Genomic DNA, 20,440 nt, shown 5'->3' on the forward strand with positions numbered 1-20,440 from the left:
TAATTCTGATATATAAAAGAAATAAAGCGGCGATGTTTGTGAAAATATCGCCGCTGTTTTTTTTATACCAGGCACTGAACAGCCTGTAAAGTAAGCATCTCTTTGGGGACTGCTGCCTGGATCTCTTCTTTCAATACTTGCAGCAGGCTGGTACGGATAAAGTCTTTTCGTGTAACCAGGACAATCTGGCGAGTGGGCCTTGGGATGGCAAACGGACGGACCAGTTCCTTCTGTTCTTCGCTCAGTTGCATCACTGCCAGCTCCGGAATAAATGTAATGCCCTTACCGCTCTCCACCATATGCATAAAAGTCTCCATACTGCCCAAGCGATAGGCCATTTGGCTGACCTTTACCGCTTCCATCTGGCAGAAACGGACCAACTGATCGCGAAAGCAATGTCCTTCGTCAAGAAGCCAAAGCCGCTCTCCGGTCACGTCGGACGTACGAATCACATCGTGTTTGAACAATGGTTCCTTTTTCGAAACGTAACCGAAGAACTGCTCATAAAACAAAGTCTCCTCTGTTAATGCAGCATCATCCAGCAGGCTGGCAATGATAGCGGCATCTGCTTCACCGGTCAGCAAAGCCTTGCGGATATCCGGTGTTTTCATTTCCATGACCCGTATATCAAGATCGGGGTATTTCTCCATCAGTTGCGGAAAAAAACGGGGCAAAAGATAAGGTGCAATCGTAGGCAATACGGCCAGCCGGAACGTACCGGACAAAGAATGCTGTTCCTCATTGATAATCTCCTTGACGCAGGTAGTTTCCGAAAGGATTTTGCGTGCCTGTTCCAGCACCTTCTTACCGATGGCAGTGGGACAGACCGGAGTCATACTGCGGTCGAACAGCTTCACTCCCAATTCGTCTTCCAGTTTCTGGATCATCGCACTCAAAGTAGGTTGCGTCACCCGGCAATACTCGGCAGCTTTTGCAAAGTGCCGGAACTGATCGACGGCCAGAATATATTCCAATTGTTGTATAGTCATCGTTCTCTGATTTATTAAAGATATAGAATCTATCAATGCAAAGATAGAAATTTTCAGTTTGACACGAATCATTTTGTGCCGTATCTTTGTTCCAGATAAAAAGAAGATATATAGTATTAACTCAAAAAAACAATAGCATTATGAAAACTTTAAATTATACACATTTGGATGAAAAGGGAGCTAACAACATCGTAGTATCATTGCAGCAATTACTTGCCGATTTTCAAATTCACTATGCAAACTTAAGAGGATTTCATTGGAATATCAAAGGACACGGTTTCTTCGTACTGCACGGTAAATTCGAAGACCTCTATAACGGAGCTGCCGAAAAGGTGGACGAAATTGCCGAACGCATATTGATGCTGGGAGGAACTCCTGCCAATAAGTACAGTGACTACCTGAAGATGGCACAAATCAAGGAAGTGGACGGAGTGAGCAAAGCCGATGACGCGTTGAATCATATTCTTGAAACTTACGGGTATCTGATAGCAGAAGAGCGTAAAGTCCTGTCTCTCGCCTCTTCACACAACGATGAGGTAACAGTGGCTATGATGAGCGACTACCTGAAGGAACAGGAGAAAATGGTTTGGATGCTGACAGCATACAACGGATAACTCCAAACAGGGTTACGCCCTTTTATCTAAAGGGTGTAGCCATACAGACAAAAGGGTGTAGCCATCCCGGCGGGATAGCTACACCCTTTCTCTTTTATCCGATTCAGATGATACTTGTACGTTTTGTAAATTCTATAATTTCCGGAATATATCCGAATGCAAGTCCCGTCACCGTATCTGCACATCCGTAATAGATAGCAATTCGTCCGGTCTCCGAATCATGAAGCGCTGCGCACGGGAAGCAGACATTAGGCACATCGCCCATGCATTCGTACTCTTTCTGGGGTGAAATCAAGTAAGGCCCCGAACGGAATTTCACTTTCCAGGGTTCATCAAGGTCAAGCAATGCGGAACCGAAACTATACACAAAACCATTGCATGAAGCTAATACACCGTGATAGATCAGCAACCAGCCTTCTGATGTTTCAATCGGAATAGGTCCTGCACCGATCTTGGTGCACTGCCAGGCACTGTCTTCAAACGGAGCCGGAGACATTACATGACGATGGCGTCCCCAAAATTCCATATCGGGAGATTCACTATAAAAAATATCTCCGAAAGGAGTATGTCCATTGTCGCTCGGACGACTCAACATGGCAAAACGGCCGTTTATCTTACGAGGAAACAAAACTCCATTCCGGTTAAAAGGAATAAAGGCGTTTTCCAGCTGATGGAACGTTACAAAGTCATAGGTATAAGCAACACCAATAGTAGGACCATGATAACCGTTGCACCAAGTCACATAATAGCGGTCCTCAATGAAGCAAACCCTGGGATCATATCCATAAACCCAGTTCCCGATCTCCGCATCATCACATTGAAACTTCAACGGCTCTTCATTGATGTCCCAACGAACGGCATCTTTACTGAACCCCACATGCAGACGCATGCGACGGTTGGTATCATCACAACGGAACACTCCTGCATAGCCATCCTTAAACGGGACTACGGCACTGTTGAATATACTGTTTGAAGTAGGGAGCAAGTCGCGCGGAATAATCGGATTTGCCGAACAACGCCACACTACATCTTTGCATCCTGCCGGACGTTCTTCCCAAGGCATGGCCGGCAAAGCAGCACCTGCAATTTTAAATTCTTCCATGATTCGATTAAATTAATATTATGTATATATATCGTTTATATTGAAATTCTCTTTTATTTCTTCTTTCCGTCCGGATACGTAAAAGGCACCAGCCAAGTGACGACAAAAGCCGGTATGGTAGCGATCAGCACCCAGACAAAGAAATCACGATAACCCAGCCAGTCGCTCAGATATCCACTCATCATCCCCGGAAGCATTACTCCTAAATTCATGATACCGGTGGCAAAAGCATAATGTGCCATCTGGTGTTTGCCGGGGGCTACTTGCTGCATCATAAAGAGCATTAATCCGACGAAACCAAATCCGTACCCCAAATATTCAAATACAATGGTCGTACCGATAATCAACAGGTTAGAGGGTTGGTAAAGTGCCAACAGTAAGTATACCAAAAACGGAATATTAAAAGCGCAACACAAAGAAAACAAGGTCTTCCGAAGTCCGTAAGCCGAAATGTAATAACCCGCCAAGAGCGAACCGAGGATAAATGCTCCTGCTCCGAACGTACCGTATACCAATCCGATGTCCTGAGTACTAAGCCCCAATCCGCCATCTGCAACCGGTGCTTTCAGGAACAACGGTACAATCTTCAGGGCGTATCCTTCGGCAAATCGGTACAAAATGATAAAGACAATGTAGAAAGCAATATGTTTTTTTTGGAAAAAAGAACGAATAACTTCCCAAAGCACGTTCAATGTATCTCTCACCGTATTTACTTCACCGGAAGCACCTCCTCCCGAAGGCAGAATCCGAATGTGGTAAAGCCCGATCAAAATCATAATACCCGCACACATCAACATCACAATCATCCAGGCATGTACCACTCCAAATTCATCCTTCAGCATACCTGCCAGCCAAACCAAGCCTCCGTTGGCAAGTATCTTGGCCAGATTATAAAAAGCTCCCTGCCAACCGATATACTTGGCTTGCTGGGTAGCAGTCAGCTCCGTCAGGTATACTCCGTCACCCGCAATGTCATGAGTCGCACCACTGAGAGCAATGATCCCCATCAGAGCGATGGCATAACGAAAAAAATCGGGCAACGGCAGCGAAAGTGCCACCAACGCAAATGCCAGTCCGGTAATGATTTCTGTAGCGACAACAAAGTACTTCTTCGTCTTAAACATCTCCAGAAACGGACTCCATAAAGGCTTCAATGTCCAGGGAAGCATAATGAGAGAAGTCCAGAAAGCAATCTGTGCATTCGACACCTCCATATCGGAAAACATAAGGACAGAAACCATCGAAAGGGCCACAAACGGCAATCCCATCGCAAAGTAAACAGTAGGCACCCAACATACAGGGCTTATCGGCTTTTTATTCATCAGTTAGTTTTTTATAATAATTCCATCGGTTAACAATTCCAGTAAGCAAAGATAGGGGATATTAAAAACATAGCCCAAAATTACGACAAGAAGTTGCATTCACTATATAATAATACAACTGACTTCACAAAATCACTAATCCTTACCGGTTCTTTTTTTTGCTCTGTCGGGATGAAGTACACAAAAGAAGCACCGAAACCCCATGGCCCCGATGCTTCTCCCCCTTATCTACAATCTAAACACCTCTATTGCTTCACAAATAAATTTATTTCCGCAAATCCGGTATAGCTATCCGGGCTCAGACAATTAATCCTGAACTCTTTAACATCCCCGATAGGTGGTTCGATGACTGCATACTGCGGCTCGTTTCCTTTAAAGCTCCTGAAAGTCAAAGTCCTCTGATAAGTCACCCATTCTGTCGCTCCGTCTTTCCTGACTTTGATCTCCGCACTTTTCAGATTGTATGACGATCCGTAAGCACTCTGTTTAGTAACCGAAAATCCTGCCAAAGTAACAGGCCAGGGCAATACTGTATTCCACCAGCACTCTTCAGCATTGGCTACTCCCCACGAAAACCAAGATGTATTTGCTTCACCATCGATAGCCAGATGTGCACCATATCTGGCATCATCGTTTGCGTATGCATTACTGCAACTTACATCCCATGCACTGCGGTCCACTGCCGCCCAGTCTGCAGGCTTCGTATAGCCGGTATAGAGTATGCTGGCATAAATCCGGATATAGACCGTATTCATAGATGTACTTACAGCCTGTCCGTCCATACCGGTAACTTCTTTAAGCATCACCGGGAGTACGTATCCGTCAGGGTTACTCAATTTCTCTATGTTCTTCAAAACCACACGGAAAGAAGACTCGGCCACAGTCTGTCCGGTTTTCAGAGTGGACTCTTTTTTCTCAATGTCATAATTATCTCCGGGCAATAACTCACATTTCGTCTTTTTAGCCGAATTATAAGCATTTACTTTCAGGGTATCGATACCTAAAGTAGCGATGACCTCCCGTGAAACCGGTTGTACGGCACACAGTTGTATTTCAAAATCAGAACGGTCAGCGGTAGATGAATTACTTACGCGATCTACCACTACTACAGCACTCATTTCAGCCCCCGGTGCTACTCCCGTTCTGATATATATTTTTTGATATTTGTTCATTTCATCATCATCGTTACTACACGAAGCCAATGATACAAACCCTGTTATCAAACAGATTAAGGTCACAAAATTCAAATGTCTATTCATATCTTATTCTTCTTTTACATAGTTATTGTTTATCAAAACGAACATGCTCTTTCCATACAAGAGTCCCTCCTGCCGTGAGGTCGTATCCGTGTCCGGTACAATCGGCAAAAGCATTTCCTTTGCCCTCGTCCATTTTCCAGTAGCCTATCAGATTCGGATCAGCGGGTTTCACGGCAAAATACATGTTAGACTGAATTTGTGTCTGGCTGATCGCTGTCTTCCAAAGACGTACCTGAGCCATCTGGCAATTGTTCCGGAAGTAGCTGCCGCTTGAAACCATGTTCATCGTGTCGAACCGTACCGGGCCTCCTTTCGTTTGTAAAGTCACATCAAGCACCCCGTTAATATAAATCGATAACAATCCGGAAGAATTATAGACGAACGCCAGATGATACCATTTGTCTTTCTCAAACAAAGTCACCGTATTAACCTGACTTCCCAGCGTTTTCACCTGCAATGAATTATAAGGAATCATAGCGTCACCAAAACGGATATATACCTCATGGTCTTTGCTCCCCGAATTGAAGATAGCCTGATTATTAATGTCAAAGCCATCCATTTGTACCCAGGCTTCAAGCGACCATTCGTTGGTTGTCACTCCCCACAAACCTTCTTTGGACGGTTTTACAGCATTGGCCGTATTCATAAACGGTACGGACTGTATCAGCGGCTTGTCCAGTAAAATAATAAACTTCGACGAAAGCCCGATCGTAGACACCGGTCCTTGAATTTCGGTGAGGGATACCGGAATGGCATAGAGTTCTCCGTTTTCATTCGAATAAGGTTTCACCTTAAATTCTGATGGTACCGCACTTACATCACCCGCCTGAATCTTTATCTCTTTATCATAAGAAAAATATTGTTCAGGAAGAACCTCGTACGAAGTTTCATTGGCTTCATTGTACTCTTTAAGAATAGAGGGGTCAATCGTCAAAACAGCAGTTACATCTCCGGCAACAGGCTGCCCCATGCGTACGGTCAAAGTAGTTGTGGTAACATTTTCAGGATCAACCGTAACCTTTGCCGAACCATTCTCGGATGCTTCATTCAGATAAATAGCATTGTCAATCACACGGTAATCGGCATCTTCGCATCCAGCCAGAATCATCGGCAGAACAACACAAGCAAGCAAATAAGATTTTATTGTTATTCTTTTCATAATCAAATTCATTTAAGTCATTTTACAGCGGGATTCATAATTCTGATTGCCTCACGCAAATATTTGTATTCAACGTCGCCCGGATAATCATATTCCATATGATACGTCCCTACTCCGCCCTTTCGAACTTGTTTACCATCAATGACCGGAGTCCAGCGTGCCATTCCGGCAAGTGCCCGCATTTTATTTCCGTAACGATCTACATAATCGCCTCCTCCTGTCGGAGCATAGGATTCGAAATTTTCTGTGACGATGTACATATTAGCCACTTTCTCGGGAGTGAGTACCTCTTTAAAATTGGCAATTGTACCGGCCAGCCGCCTGTCAAGATTAGTATCGGAGTTACCCGCAAGGTTGGAGTATGCCTGCACGATGAAGTAATCAAAATAAGGTCCGGTTTCCGGATGAATGCTTTGTGGCTCACCATCGATCACAAGCAGTCGCCCCGTGCCCGATTTGGGTCCTATTCTCTCTCCTAACGCCTTTACGAAAGTGAGCATATTTTCGGGATAGCTGGCCAGATTTCCGGGAGATCCATAATTAGGTTCATAATCGATATCGAAACCATCATATCCATACTTATCGATGGAGTCACAAATGGCATTTGCATATTTTCTGATCGCGCCGTCGATAGCTTCCTGATCGCCATCTTTCCAACCCCAATATTCTTTATAATTCTCTTTATACTCTTCGGGGGTCAACTGATCGCCTACATTAGCTACGATAAAGCACATCAATGCACGCGTACCTTTCAGTTCTTTCACTTTTTTCTTATCCAGCATCCGGGCTTCATCCAGATTCTTCCAGTTTCCCCAGATGGAAACGAAGTCCACACTATCGGGAAGTCCCATCAGACTCCCCACCATCGAAGCTCCCACACCTGTCCAGCCTCCAAACCAGCCAAACGCAACCGAATGCTCCGAACGTTTATAAGCTCTCAGATTCTCGTAGTAGTCATTTCCCGGCATTTCAAAAAAATCCTCTGCTTCGGGTTTGGTCCAGTCACTACAACCCAGAAGCATACTGACGAACAACGCAAAAACCACTATATTTAAATATCTCTTTTTCATTTTCTTTTCTCTTTTTAGCTTAAACATCAATTCTTTTTAGCCCACCAAAGGTCGGTAGCCCCAGTATCCGGGCCCCCCAACATTGAGACGGCTACCGAAACATTGGCAGCATTTCCCTGCTTCTCGGACAATGGGAAAGGCAAACGCCGCAATTGCCGGTTGGTGTCAATTACTCCGTTACTCAGATTGCTGACAGATGGAAACACTTCCGGATAACCTGTACGCCGATAATCGGCCCAACCTTCAAAGCCCAGAGGGAAATTGGCTATCCATTTCTGAGTAATGATACGCTCCAGTTTTTCTTCCGTAGGAGCACCTTCATTCCACGCAATCGTTATCTTGGTTTTCGGTGTATAATTGCATTTAACCGGGTTAATCGGGTCGACAAAAGGTTCAGGCACTGCCACTGCATTTGCCAGATATTCTTCTGCTCCACCCACTTTCCGCTGGTCGAATGAAAGTTTAACGCCTTGTTCGTAGAAGTCACGGGCACTACCTCCCATATCCCAACCACGCAGAGCACCTTCAGCACGCAAAAAGGCTGTTTCAGCCGCACAGAACATCAACATATCGTCTTTCTGATCGTAATTGGGCATAGAGTATCCTGCATAAGTGGCCGGCTTCACTCCTTCCAATCCCGAACGCATACCCATATACGGGCTATTGCCTCCCAACTTGGATGTCGTGAAATAGACTGCGCTACGAGGATCGGAATACCCTTTCATATAACTGGCAATAGTGGCATTGATACGGATTTCGCCCCAACTGGAGGCTACCAGCCACAGCGGATTGGGTTCGGCACCTACACCGACATATGCATTATTATCATTCGTATCTATCAGTCCGCGGGCACTTTTTACCGCTTCCTCAGCTTTCGCACGGGCAAGTTCGGGCGCCACATTACTGATACGGACAGCCAGACGCAATTTAAGCGAATTAGCAAAACGCATCCACTTATTATAATCTCCATTATAGACCGGATCATAGCCCTCCAACGGCTTCAATCCGCCGACCTCGTCTACAAATTCGCCCAATATCTGTACTGCATAATCCAAATCTTCAAACATGTGTTTATATACATCTTCCTGACTGTCGTATGCAACAGCCGTTTTGCCATTGGCCACTTGACTGTAGGGAATGGGGCCGTAACAATCGGTCACACGCAACATTGTATTTACGCGAAGCAGCTTCGCCATTGCCCAATAGTGACCTTTTCCGCCGGTTGCCGTTTCCAATTTAAAGTAGTTGGAATAGAATTTCTCAAAAGGCGTATTGAAAGGAATCTGATTCCAGGATTCCGTCTGGTTGAATGTATTGAAGTTAGAACCACCCCATGAGTTAGCCATTGTCAGATAGCCGCTAAAAGGTCCCGCTACCATCTGGTCAATCATCTGATTGTCATTCTGCTGTACATTGATTCCGGTAGTAATCATTGTTGCAAACAGCATGGGCGGATTAAGTGAATGGGGTTCGTACGGATTAGTGTTGTATTCCTCAAAATTACTGGTACAGCAACACAAGAGTGGCGTGATAGTTGCGGCCAAAGCCATATTTAATATTTTATTTTTCATAATCGACTTGTTTTAAAATTGAAACTTAACATTGAAGCCAATATTACGTGTGCTCGGCTGCATAAAGTAATCTACCCCCTGATAGAAATTGCTGGTAGTAGAAGGGGTCATTTCCGGATCGAACGGTGCTTTACAATAAATCATCCAAAGATTCTTTCCTACGATACCTGCCGTTATGCCCACTTTATTGTTAAACCACTTACGAGGTAATGTATAACTCAGGTTCAACTCGGAAAGGCGTACGTTCGTCGCACTATAAGTGTAGTATTGTCCCAATCCTCCGGTAGAGCCTCCGATGGTTTGAAAATAAGACTTGGCATCTACGAATCCGTTATTGATCCACACTCCGCCGGCATCACGTGCATCGGCTGTAGCTTTGGACACACCGTAATAATCGAGTATACCCTGAGTGTTCGACACGCATAATCCACCGACACGCGCGGTCAGAACCACGCCCAGGCTGACGCCTTTATAAGAGAAGGTATTGCTGAATCCCATATTGAAATCAGGATTCATCGTACCTATTTTTTTAGGTTCGGCATAGTCCTGCACTCCGACTTTACCTGTCTGGGGATCTACCCAGATATTTCCGTTACCATCTGTACGAAGCCCTTTATCTACATACAGATCCCCCATCGTTCCACCTTCTCTCAGGATGACTCTGGGACCATAACCGTCGGCTCCCAACACAGCCATACGCAACTCCGGCATATCGATGATTTCACCGGTTATCGGATTCGTCGCGCCACTGGCCAGACGTTTCACCTTATTACGATTCATGGTATAAGTCAGGCTGCTGTTCCAGCTGAAATCCCTCCATGTATTATTATATCCCAATGCCAGTTCCAAACCATAATTCTGGATATTACCTGTCTGTACAATAGCCGAAGAATAACCGCTCGACGACGCCAGGGTGATGTTAAAGGTTTGGTTATACGTATTCGAATGATAGTAAGTGGCATCTATACTGAAGTGGTTCCATAATCTGGCATTTAAACCCACCTCCCACGAACGTGTGTCTTCCGGCTTCAGATTAGTGGCAGGCAAAGTTGTTGAAGAGCCCCACTGATGGGACTGTTCATTGAACTCAAAGCCCGGATTCGATAAATAACGTTCGAAAGACGAAGCCACCGAACTGTATGAACCACGCAGTTTCGCATAAGAGATGAACTCGGGCAACCGGAACATCTCCGACAGAACGACAGATCCGCCGATGGAAGGATAGAAGAAAGAGGAGTGTTTAGTAAAGGCAAGCTGCGACTCCCAGTCGTTCCGTCCAGTCAAGGTCAGATATGCCATGCTGCGCCAACCTAATTCTATATTCGCAAATACCCCCTGGGACTGGTCATGATATCCGAACTGTTTGGGCTTATAATTACTTTCATAATTAATATTTCTCACTGTAAAGAAATTGGGTATACCGGCCAGATCGCCTTCATTACCCATTTGTTCGTAAACCAAATCTTTAATAGATGCACCGATATTGGCATTCAGCGAGAAATCCCCTATCCTCTTATCGATATTTACCATAATATCAGCATATGTATTACGGTCTGTACGGTTCTGGTCCGAGTAGAAACCATTGGCTCCCGCAAAAGTAGTCAGGGTAGATGCATAACGCTCCTGAGTCAAACGAATATCCGAATTATCTACTTTAACACGGCCCGCAACGTTCAGCCAATCCGTAAGTTTATAAGTCAGGCTTGCATTGATCATGTAACGTTTCTTTTCTGTTTTACGGTTCATGCGTTTCATAATCCAGTACGGGTTTTGCAAACTCAGCCCCTGATGCCCGTAAGGCCAGAACTGCGCATTCACCCCACGGCTCTCGCTATAACGTTCGAACATACGGATCTCCTCAAAATTATCATTACGAGGAAACAGATATAATGCCGGCAACGGATTGAAATATTGTCCCTGTGCCGTTATATTTTTATCATTCTGGATGATGTAACTGGCACCGATGTCCAGAGTCAGTTTATCTTTCAGGAAAGTAGCCGTATTCCGGATTGAGAAGTTGTAACGGCTATAACTGTTATTAGGCAGGATACCGGTTGCATTCGTTGTTGAAGCCGATGCATAAGTCTGGTTTTTCTTTGTTCCGGTCGAGAAAGAGATGGCATTAATTACATTCACTCCGGTATTAAAGAAACGGGCAGGATCATAACTCTGTCTGGTTTTATTGCCCCAGCTTGCAAATTCTCCCGGATTATTTCCATACCGGTTTTGCATCTCCGGCATAATATACGCATCAGAGAACATGGTATTATTGCTGACTGTCAGAGTTGTCTTCTCGGCAGATCCCTTTTTCGTGTTAATCAATACAACTCCATTGGCAGCCGCATTGCCGTATAAAGCAGCTGCGGAAGGACCGGTCAGCATATTAATACTTTCAATATCATCCGGATTAAGGTCGGCCACACCGTCCGAACCACTCTGGGTAGCAAAGGAACCTTCGCTCTTGCCAAAACTGACATTGAACATTGGAATACCGTCGATTACATAAAGGGCATTGTTATCCTTTGTTATAGACTTAGTACCTCGCATCACTACCCTGGAGGCCGAACCGACACCACCGGCGGAATTGTTAATCGTTACTCCGGCAACTTTGCCCTGCAAAGAGTTAATGAAATTGGCATCTTTCACTGTATTGATGGCATCGCCACCCACTTGTTGCACATTGTAGCTCAATGCCTTTTGTGCCCGCTTGATACCTAAAGCCGTCACAACAACCTCGTCAAGCACTTCCGTGTCTTCTTGCATCACAATTTTCAGTGGCTTAGAGTCTGTCACTGTAATGACCTGCGAAGCATAGCCGATATAGGATATCTCGATGACATCTCCTTTGGCAGCCGATATTGAAAAGTGTCCGTTCATATCGGTGATTGTCCCGTTGGATGTTCCTTTCACCAGTATACTTACTCCGATCAATGGTTCGCCTTTAGCGTCCGAGACATTTCCCGTAACCGTAATTTTCTCCTGCTGAATAGCTTTATCCTTATCATTAGCTGAAAGAATGAGGTGTTTGTTCATAATAGAATAGGAAATCCCCGTCCCCCGAAGCAAACGATTCATCACAGACGTAATATTTTCATTAGTAGCTTTAACGGAAACGGGTTGATTGGGGTTAACATCCCTGGTGTTATACACGATAGATAATGAGGTTTGATGTCCGATTTCATCCAGGACATTACCTAAAGGGGCTTTAGTGAAGTCGATATTTACCCGGATATCTTGCGCTGAAGCAAAAATAAAAGCAGGCATCGACAATAGAAAAAATAGCAAGTACTGAAACTTGTGTTTCACTGATTTCTTCATCTTGTTCTTTTTTAATTAGAAAATGTTTTAGGTAAAAATTGAAAGGTTTAGCAAAAGAAAACTGCTAATTCATATTAAGGTTGGTTTTTAATTAAGGGTCCTTGTTCATCGTTACAGATTTTAGGGTTAACTATATTCACTTTTCTGCTAATAATACATTTCAACCTATAAGCATACTAAATCAAGAAGCGACTTTTTTCAAAAAAAGAATAAAAAAAGAATAAGAATACAGATTGAGAAATAAAAAAAAGGAACCATTCCACATTGGAAACAGTCCCTTTTACTGATTTAGGTTATAATAATAAATCGCTATCTACCCGCCTTGGGAGTCAATATTATGTTATTATCCTCACATTTATAATCAAAACGTTTGGTAAGAGCAAGTATAGAAAGAATTTGTCTGATATCATCATCCGTACTAAAAGTACAGGTGAAACGTTCTTTTTTCAACTGTGCATCAGAAATAATGAAATGTACATCAAAATGCTTTTCCAGACATTGCACAATCTCCACGAGTGTAGCTTGTTCGAATTTCAGTTTTCCGTTAATCCAAAGCAACACATCACCCGGACGATCAGCTTCGGTAAGCATCAACTGCATCGTACGGGTATCCACACTCAACGTTTGTCCCGGTTTCAGTAAGATCCCTTCTTCTTCGGACTGTCCCGGCAGCTGCACTTGCACCAATCCTTTCAATAAAGTCGTCACAACCTTTGCTTCGGACGAGCGTGCCCGGACATTGAATTTTGTACCGAGCACACAAGTCCTGACATCTTTACTATTAACAACAAAGGGTTTATGCTTATTATGAGAGACCTCAAAATAAGCCTCACCATTCAAATCAACCAATCTTTCCCGCTTCCAGAAAGAAGGTTTATAAACAAGCTGCGTTGAAGCATTCAACCACACCTTCGTGCCATCCGGCAAAACAGCACGTGCCCGTTGACCGGCTTCCGTAGCAAAAACATATCCGTCAGACTTGCCGGAAGACATCCAATACAAAGCTCCGGTAGAAATCAGTAAACCGCACAAAAAGGCAGCCAAAGGTACTGCATAACGCTTCCATTTTGAAACACGCATTTTACCCACCGATTTTCTATCCGGCTCTTTCTGCTTCATCCGATCCTTCAAAGCGCTCAGTGAACTTTCGGTGTCCACCGCATCCATCACCGCTTTGCGCTCACCGACAAAAAGCATATAATATAGTTGTTCAAGTTGTTTTTTATGTTCCGCAGAGTCATGGTACCATGTCTCTACTTCCAGACACTCTTCAGCATCTGATTCTCCTTTCAAGTAGTTCAGTAGTTTTGTTTCATCCATTGTATTAACCAAATCTTTTATACCTATATCATACGTTGTTATGTATAATACATTTCAGAAAGCAAAGTTACTAAATAAAAACACAAACTTTTTTTCTTCGAAGAATCATTTTGTCAGTACCGAAAATTTAGCTACGTTTGTTCGCTAATAACAATGAAAAAAAGAATGGCACAGACTCTGACTAACCTAAACATAAATGATAATAATGCCGTTATATCAGCCTTGAGAGAAGGGTGCGAAGAAGTATTTGACAATGTTTACCGCCATTACTTTCGCGGACTATGCGTCTTTTGTTCTCAGTACGTCACACTGAGTGAATCGGAAGAAATCGTGCAGGACACCATGATGTGGTTATGGGAAAACAGAAAAACCCTCATTCCGGAACTAACCTTAAAAACTCTTCTTTTTACTATTGTCAAGAACAAGGCACTTAATAAAATCTCCCATTTCGAAATAAAGCGTAAGGTACATCTGGAAATTGCCGAAAAATATGAAAGCGAATTTTCTTCACCTGACTTTTATCTGGAAAACGAACTTTTCAGGTTGTATGAAGAGGCTTTAAGAAAGCTACCGGCAGAATTTCGTCAGGCATATGAAATGAACCGAAATCAACAACTGACTCATAAAGAAATTGCGGAGAAACTAAACGTCTCTCCGCAAACTGTCAATTATCGCATAGGGCAAGCCCTGAAAATATTGCGTTCGGAATTGAAGGACTACCTCCCTCTTATCATGCTGTTTCTATTTCTGCAAGGGCATAAATGAGATGGCTTGCCCACCACCGGCGGCCATGCGGATATTTATTGTGTCTCTTGCCGTCACCTCCTGTTCCGTAATCTGATATTCGGTCGGATTGGTTTTCCAGTCAGCCTGCTCGCCATCAGCATAGACTATTGCTTTATAAGTCTTCCCCTTTTCCAGAAAATCAAGGCTGACCGGTAAAGTCCGTGGTTCCTCATTCGTAGAGGCTCCCAAGAAATAATTCTGTTTAGCCTTGCGCACTATCACTACAAATTCTCCCGGCTCACCGGCCAATGCTTTTGATTCATCACAGTCCGGATCGAAATCACGAAAGAACTGGAAAGCGGGATGTCCTTCATAATGCTCAATCATATCAGAAGCCATCTGTAACGGGGAATATAAGATAACCCAATTTGCCAACTGTTTGGCCAGTGTCGTATTGACACGGCTATTGCCTTTATCCTGGTCATTCCACTTCTGGCGTTTAGGAGAATCTTTCGTCTGTGTAAACAATATGTCGAAAATACCCGGAGTATAATCCATCGGGCCACCCAGTAAACGGGTAAACGGTAACATCTCGTGATGGGAAGGAGGATTTCCCTCACTCCAGGCATTCCACTCCATCCCACGGGCACCTTCACGAGTCATCATATTGGGCCAGGTACGGCGTATTCCCGTATCTTTGATAGGCTCGTGCGCATCCAAAGTCATATGGTAACGAGCAGCCGTTTCAACTACCTTTTGGTAATGATTGACTCCGTATTGTCCGTGATGCGAATGTCCGTCGGGAAAAGCACCCGCATAACCGGTTTTCAGTATATGAATACCTTTTTCGGTATACCACTTGATCGCTTTTTCCATCTGGCGTTCGTAGTTGGGAATATTTCCTCCGGTTTCATGATGTCCGATGATCTGAACATTTTTCTCACGTGCATAACGGACTATTTCATCAATATCAAAATCAGCGTACGGTTTGGTAAAATCAAAATTCTGCATACCACCCCAGCTCTCCCAGCCTTCGTTCCACCCCTCGAATAATACTCCTTCGATATTATTGTCATGAGCAAAATCGATATGCTTTTTCGCATTAGCGGTTGTGGCTCCGTGACGGTCATCCATCTTCCAGGTTTCTACCCCCAGATGCATTCCCCACCAAACGCCAACATATTTAATCGGTTTAATCCAGTCGGTAGTTTCCAGTTTACAAGGTTCATTCAAATTCAGAATCAAGGATGAATTAATCAGGCCGACAGCTGCCGGAGCAATCTGAATGGTACGCCATGATGTCATGAAATTATTCCCTTTACGAGCCTTGATACCATCGGGCCAGGAAGCAAGTTCCGACTTTAGAGCATGGCCTCCATCCTGCTTTAGTGTCATCTCCGGAAAATCATAAAGAGCAGCTTCATGAATGCTGCCATATATCCCACCGGGAGTTTTGAAAGTGAAAGGAGTATTGGCATTCTTCACTTCACTGATCTTCTGTTCCGAATACAACAATTCATAGGTTTCGAAGCTGGCCGGAATTGACCAGGAAATTCCATCTTCGTGAAAGCGGAAAGCAGTCAATTCGTCGGTGACGAGCAAAGAGTCAACGCCGGGCACTTCATATTCATAACGAAAAGCTATACCGTCATCAAATGCACGAAAACGAAGAGTTAACTCTATATTGGCATCGTTCTTCAAGAAAACCGCCATTTCATTATAATGATTCCTGTTCGTTTTATTCTCTCCCCACGGTTGGGTCCAGGTTTCATCTTTATCTGTAAACGTAGTTTTCACGACACGAAATCCTTGATTAAGGTCGATCCCGTCTTTCGCCTCGAAACCAAGCGATGAGTTGTCCAACAAAAGAGTATCATTGACCGCCACCCGATAAACCATCTTTCCGTCAGGTTCTGTTGCAAAAGCCACCTTGATGTGTCCGTCCGGAGAGGATAACTCAGTCTTCGGAGTACAACTATAAAAACTCATCAGTATAAAAGCGACAAATAACAAATGCAAGTTTTGTTTCATGGTCATGTAATCTGTTTATGTGGTTTAGAATTCCAGGTCGGCCAAATGTGCGTTGTGATCAGACAAATAGGTAGAGTCTGTAATCGCGGAAGAAATAATTTCCGCATCCGCCACCTTTATTTGCGGAGTTACGAAAATAAAATCAATCTTCTCCCGCTCAGCCACCGGTACCCTTCCAAAATCATGGAAAGTATAGCTTTCTCCTGTCTGTTTCGCAGCTATCTTCCACGCATCTTTCAATACGAACTCATTGGATGTAATTGTTTTATAAGCTTCCCATTCCTCAGAAACATTAAAGTCTCCGGTCATCATAGAGGGGTGTGTACCGGCTATCTCTTTTATCTTATCAATAATAAGCAATGCACTGTTCCTCCGGGCTTCTGTCCCTACGTGATCAAAATGAGTATTTACCATCAGGAATTCTTTTCCGGTGGATTTCTCCTTCAGTTTAGCCCAGGTGGCAACACGGGTACAGGCAGCATCCCAACCAAGTTTACCGACACTATCCGGATGTTCGGACAACCAGAATGTATTGCTGTCCAGTAAGTCATATTTATCTTTCCGATAGAAAACCGGAGCATATTCACCTTGAGTTTTTCCATCCTCACGTCCCACGCCTACATAGGCATAATCGGGCAGTCCGGCCAACAAGTCTTCTAACTGATGATGTAACACCTCCTGCATACCCAGTACATCCGGTTGTTTTTCACGGATAAACTCACAAACCCGGTCTTTACGGTATTTCCAGGAATTCAAGCTATCGCCCGGATTATCGTAACGGATGTTGAAGGTAGCCAAACGGACATGTGAAATCGGACTGGAACTGCAACCCGCCAGAAGCAGGGTAATAAAAGCTCCGATAAAAAAGCAAATCTTATTCATTAGTTTATATGTGTTGGTTATTAAATTTAAAGCCATTCCGTATATGATACAACTGAAAAAGAAAAAACACTTAACGCCCCACCTGATAAGTAGCAGCTAATTGCCGGCAACCGGCACGATTTATTTTCCCTGTTTCCGTCAAGGGTATAGTGCCCACTGAAAAAACCATTTTAGGCAACTGGTACTTGGTAAGAAGCTCTTTCATCTTCTCCTCCAACCGTTCCGTATACCCTCCATTTTCTATCAAAAGAACAATGGCCTCCCCTAATGCGGCATCGGAAACGGAAGTGATGGCAAAGGGAACATGTATCCAAGGACGCAGTATATCTTCCACCTGCTCCGCCTGCACTTTGATACCTCCGGTGTTGATGGTATTGTCTTTTCTGCCCAGGATAGAAAAGCTACCGTCCGAATTTATTTCCGCCACATCATTTGTCACTAAAATCGTATCGCAAACCAGCGGAGCATCAATAATCAATGTATGCTCGGGTGACAAAGAAAGTCGTACCGAAGGAAAAGGATAATAAAGAGTACTCGCATCCGGTCCGTTCAGCCGTCTTAAAGCAATATGCGACAGGGTTTCCGTCATGCCGTACGTAGAATACACCTTACCCGGTAATTGGCGTATCTCAGCTTCCAGACCGGCATCTATCGCACCACCGCCAATTATAAGAATATCGGTCCGGCAGAGCCTTTCTCTTTCCGCGGCTATCTGCAAAGTATTGTAAACCTGCAGCGGAACCATTGCCGAGAAACGTAACGGCTGATCCAAATCCGCCATCGGATGACCGGAAGGAGTGCGGACAACCAGATTCAGCCCGGCAACCAAAGCCCGCACCACAACCATCTTTCCGGCAATGTATTGCAAAGGCATACACAATAGCGCACTATCCCCCCGCCGAAGCCCCAGATACTCACAAGTCAACCGGGCACTCTGCATCATCCGGTCTTTAAGGACCTTCATTTGTTTGGGTGTTCCGGTAGAACCGGACGTCTTTACAGTAAGATAAGGAGAATCGTTGAACCAATCGTCCAGAAAACGGTAGAGTTCACACAGAAATACCGGCGTTGCGTCTGTACAATTGGCAACAAGTCTTTTTACATCTTCCCGGGAAAGCAAATTGCCTTCCAGCATCAGCTGTTGTTCTTCCCGATTAAATATCATAAGTATTTCTTTTATTTACAAAACCATAAACAATCTTTTCGAATCTCAAGGGGCATTTCGATATTGTCTGTAAACAACAGTCCGGTTCCCAATCCCTGAGGCAGCGGACTACGGAAAGTAGCACACCATTGTGCAATAGCATTCAGTCCGATATTCGATTCCAGTGCAGAAGTAATCCACCAACCGATATGCTGCTTTTCCGCTTCTGCAATCCATTCATTACCACCACTGATTCCACCATGTAAAGATGGTTTCAATATAATGTATTGAGGACGGACAGACGTCAACAGATCTTGTTTTCCTTCGGGAGTATTACAGCCAATCAGTTCTTCGTCCAATGCAATGGGAAGCGGAGTGTCTGCCGTCAGGCGGGCCATTTCCTCCCACTGCCCGGCACGGATGGGCTGTTCGATGGAGTGTAGTTCCAATTCAGCCAACCTATTCAGTTTTTCCATAGCGTCAATGGGTGAAAAAGCACCATTGGCATCCACTCTCAACTCTATTTCCCTCGCCGAATAATGAGCACGGATATGCTTCAGCAGTGCCAATTCTTCTTCGAAGTTTATCGCACCTATTTTCAGTTTGATGCAACGGTATCCTGACTGCATCTTTACTTCGATCTGTTGCAACATCCTATCAAAATCGCCCATCCAGATAAGTCCGTTGATGGGTATACCGGTTTCTCCCCGGGAAAAAGGAGTATCCCATAATGCCCAACTCTGAGTTTCATAATGACGAAGAGCTGTTTCAAGTCCAAACAGAATCGAAGGATAATCACGCAAAGCTTCCGTATCCAATTTGCCTGTCTGCTCCAAACACCGGCAAGCATTGCAGAGTATTTGTTCATAATCCGGCAGGTCGTCACAACTCAGTTTAGGCAACGGAGCACACTCTCCCACTCCGACACGTTCCGGATACTCTGTCGTAGAAAGATAGATATACCAAACCTTCCGGGTAGTATAGGTACCGCGGGAAGTTCCTGCTGGCTGCTTGAAATGGAGGATACGGGGAATAATATTTATTGTATACATAGGAATACTATAAAGCAAAGGCCTCCCATCAAGAAGGCCTTTTTTACTTATGGGAACTTAGGATATTGCTTAAAATCTGGTTTGCGCTTTTCAAGGAATGCATTCTTGCCCTCCTGTGCTTCATCGGTAAGATAATAAAGCAGAGTCGCGTCACCGGCTAACTCTTGAATACCTGCCTGCCCGTCAAGTTCGGCATTCAAGCCGGCTTTAATCATGCGGAGCGCCAATGGACTGAGCTGCATCATCTCTTCGGCCCATTGGACATACTCGTCTTCCAGTTTTTCCAAAGGCACTACCTTGTTGACAAGTCCCATATCCAAAGCTTCCTGAGCATTATACTTGCGGCAAAGGAACCAAATTTCACGAGCTTTTTTTTGTCCCACCACACGGGCAAGATAAGAAGAGCCGAATCCTGCATCGAAGCTACCTACACGCGGTCCGGTCTGGCCGAAGATTGCATTCTCGGAGGCAATGGAAAGATCACATACTACGTGCAGTACATGTCCGCCACCGATAGCAAATCCGTTGACAGCGGCAATAACCGGTTTAGGTATCGAACGGATTTGTTTCTGTACGTCCAACACACTCAGACGGGGCACCCCGTCTTTACCGATGTATCCGCCTCGTCCTTTTACATTCTGGTCACCTCCCGAGCAGAAAGCTTTGTCACCGGCACCGGTCAGTACCACGACATTAATGTCAGGCTCTTCACGACAAATACGCAAAGCATCACTCATCTCACCGGTTGTGGTCGGTGTGAAAGCGTTGCGATAACGCTCGCGGTTAATTGTAATACGAGCAATGCCATTATAGTAATCAAATAGAATATCTTCATATTCTTTAATAGGAGTCCACTCTCTTTTCGTTTCCATCTTTATTCA

Annotated in this window: 16 protein-coding genes; 2 read left to right on the forward strand and 14 right to left on the reverse strand. The window is 44.4% G+C overall.

All coding sequences use genetic code 11. The features are described from left to right. Nucleotides 1-62: 62 nt before the first annotated feature. Entirely contained in the window at nucleotides 63-989 is a 927-nt protein-coding gene (locus ISX59_RS03880; protein WP_165016072.1) for a hydrogen peroxide-inducible genes activator, read from the reverse strand. A 140-nt stretch (nucleotides 990-1,129) separates the two neighbouring features. On the opposite strand from ISX59_RS03880, the gene ISX59_RS03885 reads away from it, so the two are divergent. Further along, complete coding sequence (locus ISX59_RS03885; protein ID WP_032540676.1) at nucleotides 1,130-1,603, forward strand: Dps family protein; 474 nt, start codon at nucleotides 1,130-1,132, stop codon at nucleotides 1,601-1,603. 103 nt (nucleotides 1,604-1,706) lie between these two features. Here ISX59_RS03885 and ISX59_RS03890 read toward each other — a convergent pair whose 3' ends face one another. From ISX59_RS03890 to ISX59_RS03925, 8 genes are all read right to left on the reverse strand, one after another. Further along, nucleotides 1,707-2,705 carry a glycoside hydrolase family 130 protein gene (locus tag ISX59_RS03890; protein ID WP_005776041.1) on the reverse strand — a complete coding sequence of 333 codons (999 nt, stop codon included), beginning with the start codon at nucleotides 2,703-2,705 and terminating at the stop codon, nucleotides 1,707-1,709. A gap of 53 nt (nucleotides 2,706-2,758) precedes the next feature. Continuing rightward, nucleotides 2,759-4,027, reverse strand: a complete 1,269-nt coding sequence (locus tag ISX59_RS03895; protein WP_032540677.1) for an MFS transporter — start codon at nucleotides 4,025-4,027, stop codon at nucleotides 2,759-2,761. Between the two features lie 245 nt (nucleotides 4,028-4,272). Further along, entirely contained in the window at nucleotides 4,273-5,286 is a 1,014-nt protein-coding gene (locus tag ISX59_RS03900; protein ID WP_032540679.1) for a BT_3987 domain-containing protein, read from the reverse strand. A gap of 22 nt (nucleotides 5,287-5,308) precedes the next feature. Continuing rightward, nucleotides 5,309-6,445, reverse strand: coding sequence for a DUF1735 and LamG domain-containing protein (locus tag ISX59_RS03905; protein ID WP_032540729.1), 1,137 nt, complete (start codon nucleotides 6,443-6,445; stop codon nucleotides 5,309-5,311). Between the two features lie 17 nt (nucleotides 6,446-6,462). Next, the gene (locus ISX59_RS03910; RefSeq protein WP_005818929.1) at nucleotides 6,463-7,515 is read right to left on the reverse strand and encodes a glycoside hydrolase family 18; all 1,053 of its coding nucleotides are present in this window, start codon (nucleotides 7,513-7,515) and stop codon (nucleotides 6,463-6,465) included. 26 nt (nucleotides 7,516-7,541) lie between these two features. After that, nucleotides 7,542-9,086, reverse strand: a complete 1,545-nt coding sequence (locus ISX59_RS03915; RefSeq protein ID WP_220575684.1) for a SusD/RagB family nutrient-binding outer membrane lipoprotein — start codon at nucleotides 9,084-9,086, stop codon at nucleotides 7,542-7,544. A gap of 12 nt (nucleotides 9,087-9,098) precedes the next feature. Then, entirely contained in the window at nucleotides 9,099-12,404 is a 3,306-nt protein-coding gene (locus ISX59_RS03920; protein WP_005809686.1) for a SusC/RagA family TonB-linked outer membrane protein, read from the reverse strand. 309 nt (nucleotides 12,405-12,713) lie between these two features. Next, nucleotides 12,714-13,724, reverse strand: coding sequence for a FecR family protein (locus tag ISX59_RS03925; RefSeq protein WP_005809688.1), 1,011 nt, complete (start codon nucleotides 13,722-13,724; stop codon nucleotides 12,714-12,716). A gap of 165 nt (nucleotides 13,725-13,889) precedes the next feature. Between ISX59_RS03925 and ISX59_RS03930 the strand changes: the two genes are divergently transcribed. Next, entirely contained in the window at nucleotides 13,890-14,489 is a 600-nt protein-coding gene (locus ISX59_RS03930) for an RNA polymerase sigma-70 factor (RefSeq protein ID WP_005776032.1), read from the forward strand. On the opposite strand, the gene ISX59_RS03935 is transcribed toward ISX59_RS03930, so the two are convergent. The 5 genes from ISX59_RS03935 to menB all read right to left on the reverse strand — a co-directional run bounded on the left by ISX59_RS03935 (nucleotide 14,466) and on the right by menB (nucleotide 20,431). After that, nucleotides 14,466-16,481 (reverse strand): glycoside hydrolase family 97 protein, encoded by a 2,016-nt coding sequence (locus tag ISX59_RS03935; RefSeq protein WP_005809692.1) that lies wholly within the window; start codon nucleotides 16,479-16,481, stop codon nucleotides 14,466-14,468. The two genes, ISX59_RS03930 and ISX59_RS03935, sit on opposite strands and share 24 nt — an antisense overlap. 24 nt (nucleotides 16,482-16,505) lie before the next feature. Then, a complete protein-coding gene (locus ISX59_RS03940; protein ID WP_005809693.1) occupies nucleotides 16,506-17,363 on the reverse strand; it encodes an endonuclease/exonuclease/phosphatase family protein in 858 nt (285 codons plus the stop codon). Between the two features lie 70 nt (nucleotides 17,364-17,433). After that, nucleotides 17,434-18,528 (reverse strand): AMP-binding protein, encoded by a 1,095-nt coding sequence (locus tag ISX59_RS03945; RefSeq protein ID WP_005809694.1) that lies wholly within the window; start codon nucleotides 18,526-18,528, stop codon nucleotides 17,434-17,436. 11 nt (nucleotides 18,529-18,539) lie between these two features. After that, nucleotides 18,540-19,559 carry an o-succinylbenzoate synthase gene (locus ISX59_RS03950; RefSeq protein ID WP_220575685.1) on the reverse strand — a complete coding sequence of 340 codons (1,020 nt, stop codon included), beginning with the start codon at nucleotides 19,557-19,559 and terminating at the stop codon, nucleotides 18,540-18,542. Nucleotides 19,560-19,606: 47 nt separating this feature from the next. Continuing rightward, a complete protein-coding gene (gene menB / locus ISX59_RS03955; protein ID WP_005776026.1) occupies nucleotides 19,607-20,431 on the reverse strand; it encodes a 1,4-dihydroxy-2-naphthoyl-CoA synthase in 825 nt (274 codons plus the stop codon). Nucleotides 20,432-20,440 lie beyond the last annotated feature (9 nt).

Source organism: Bacteroides sp. FSHCM14E1 (genome assembly GCF_019633785.1).
GTDB classification, from domain to species: Bacteria; Bacteroidota; Bacteroidia; order Bacteroidales; family Bacteroidaceae; genus Bacteroides; species Bacteroides hominis.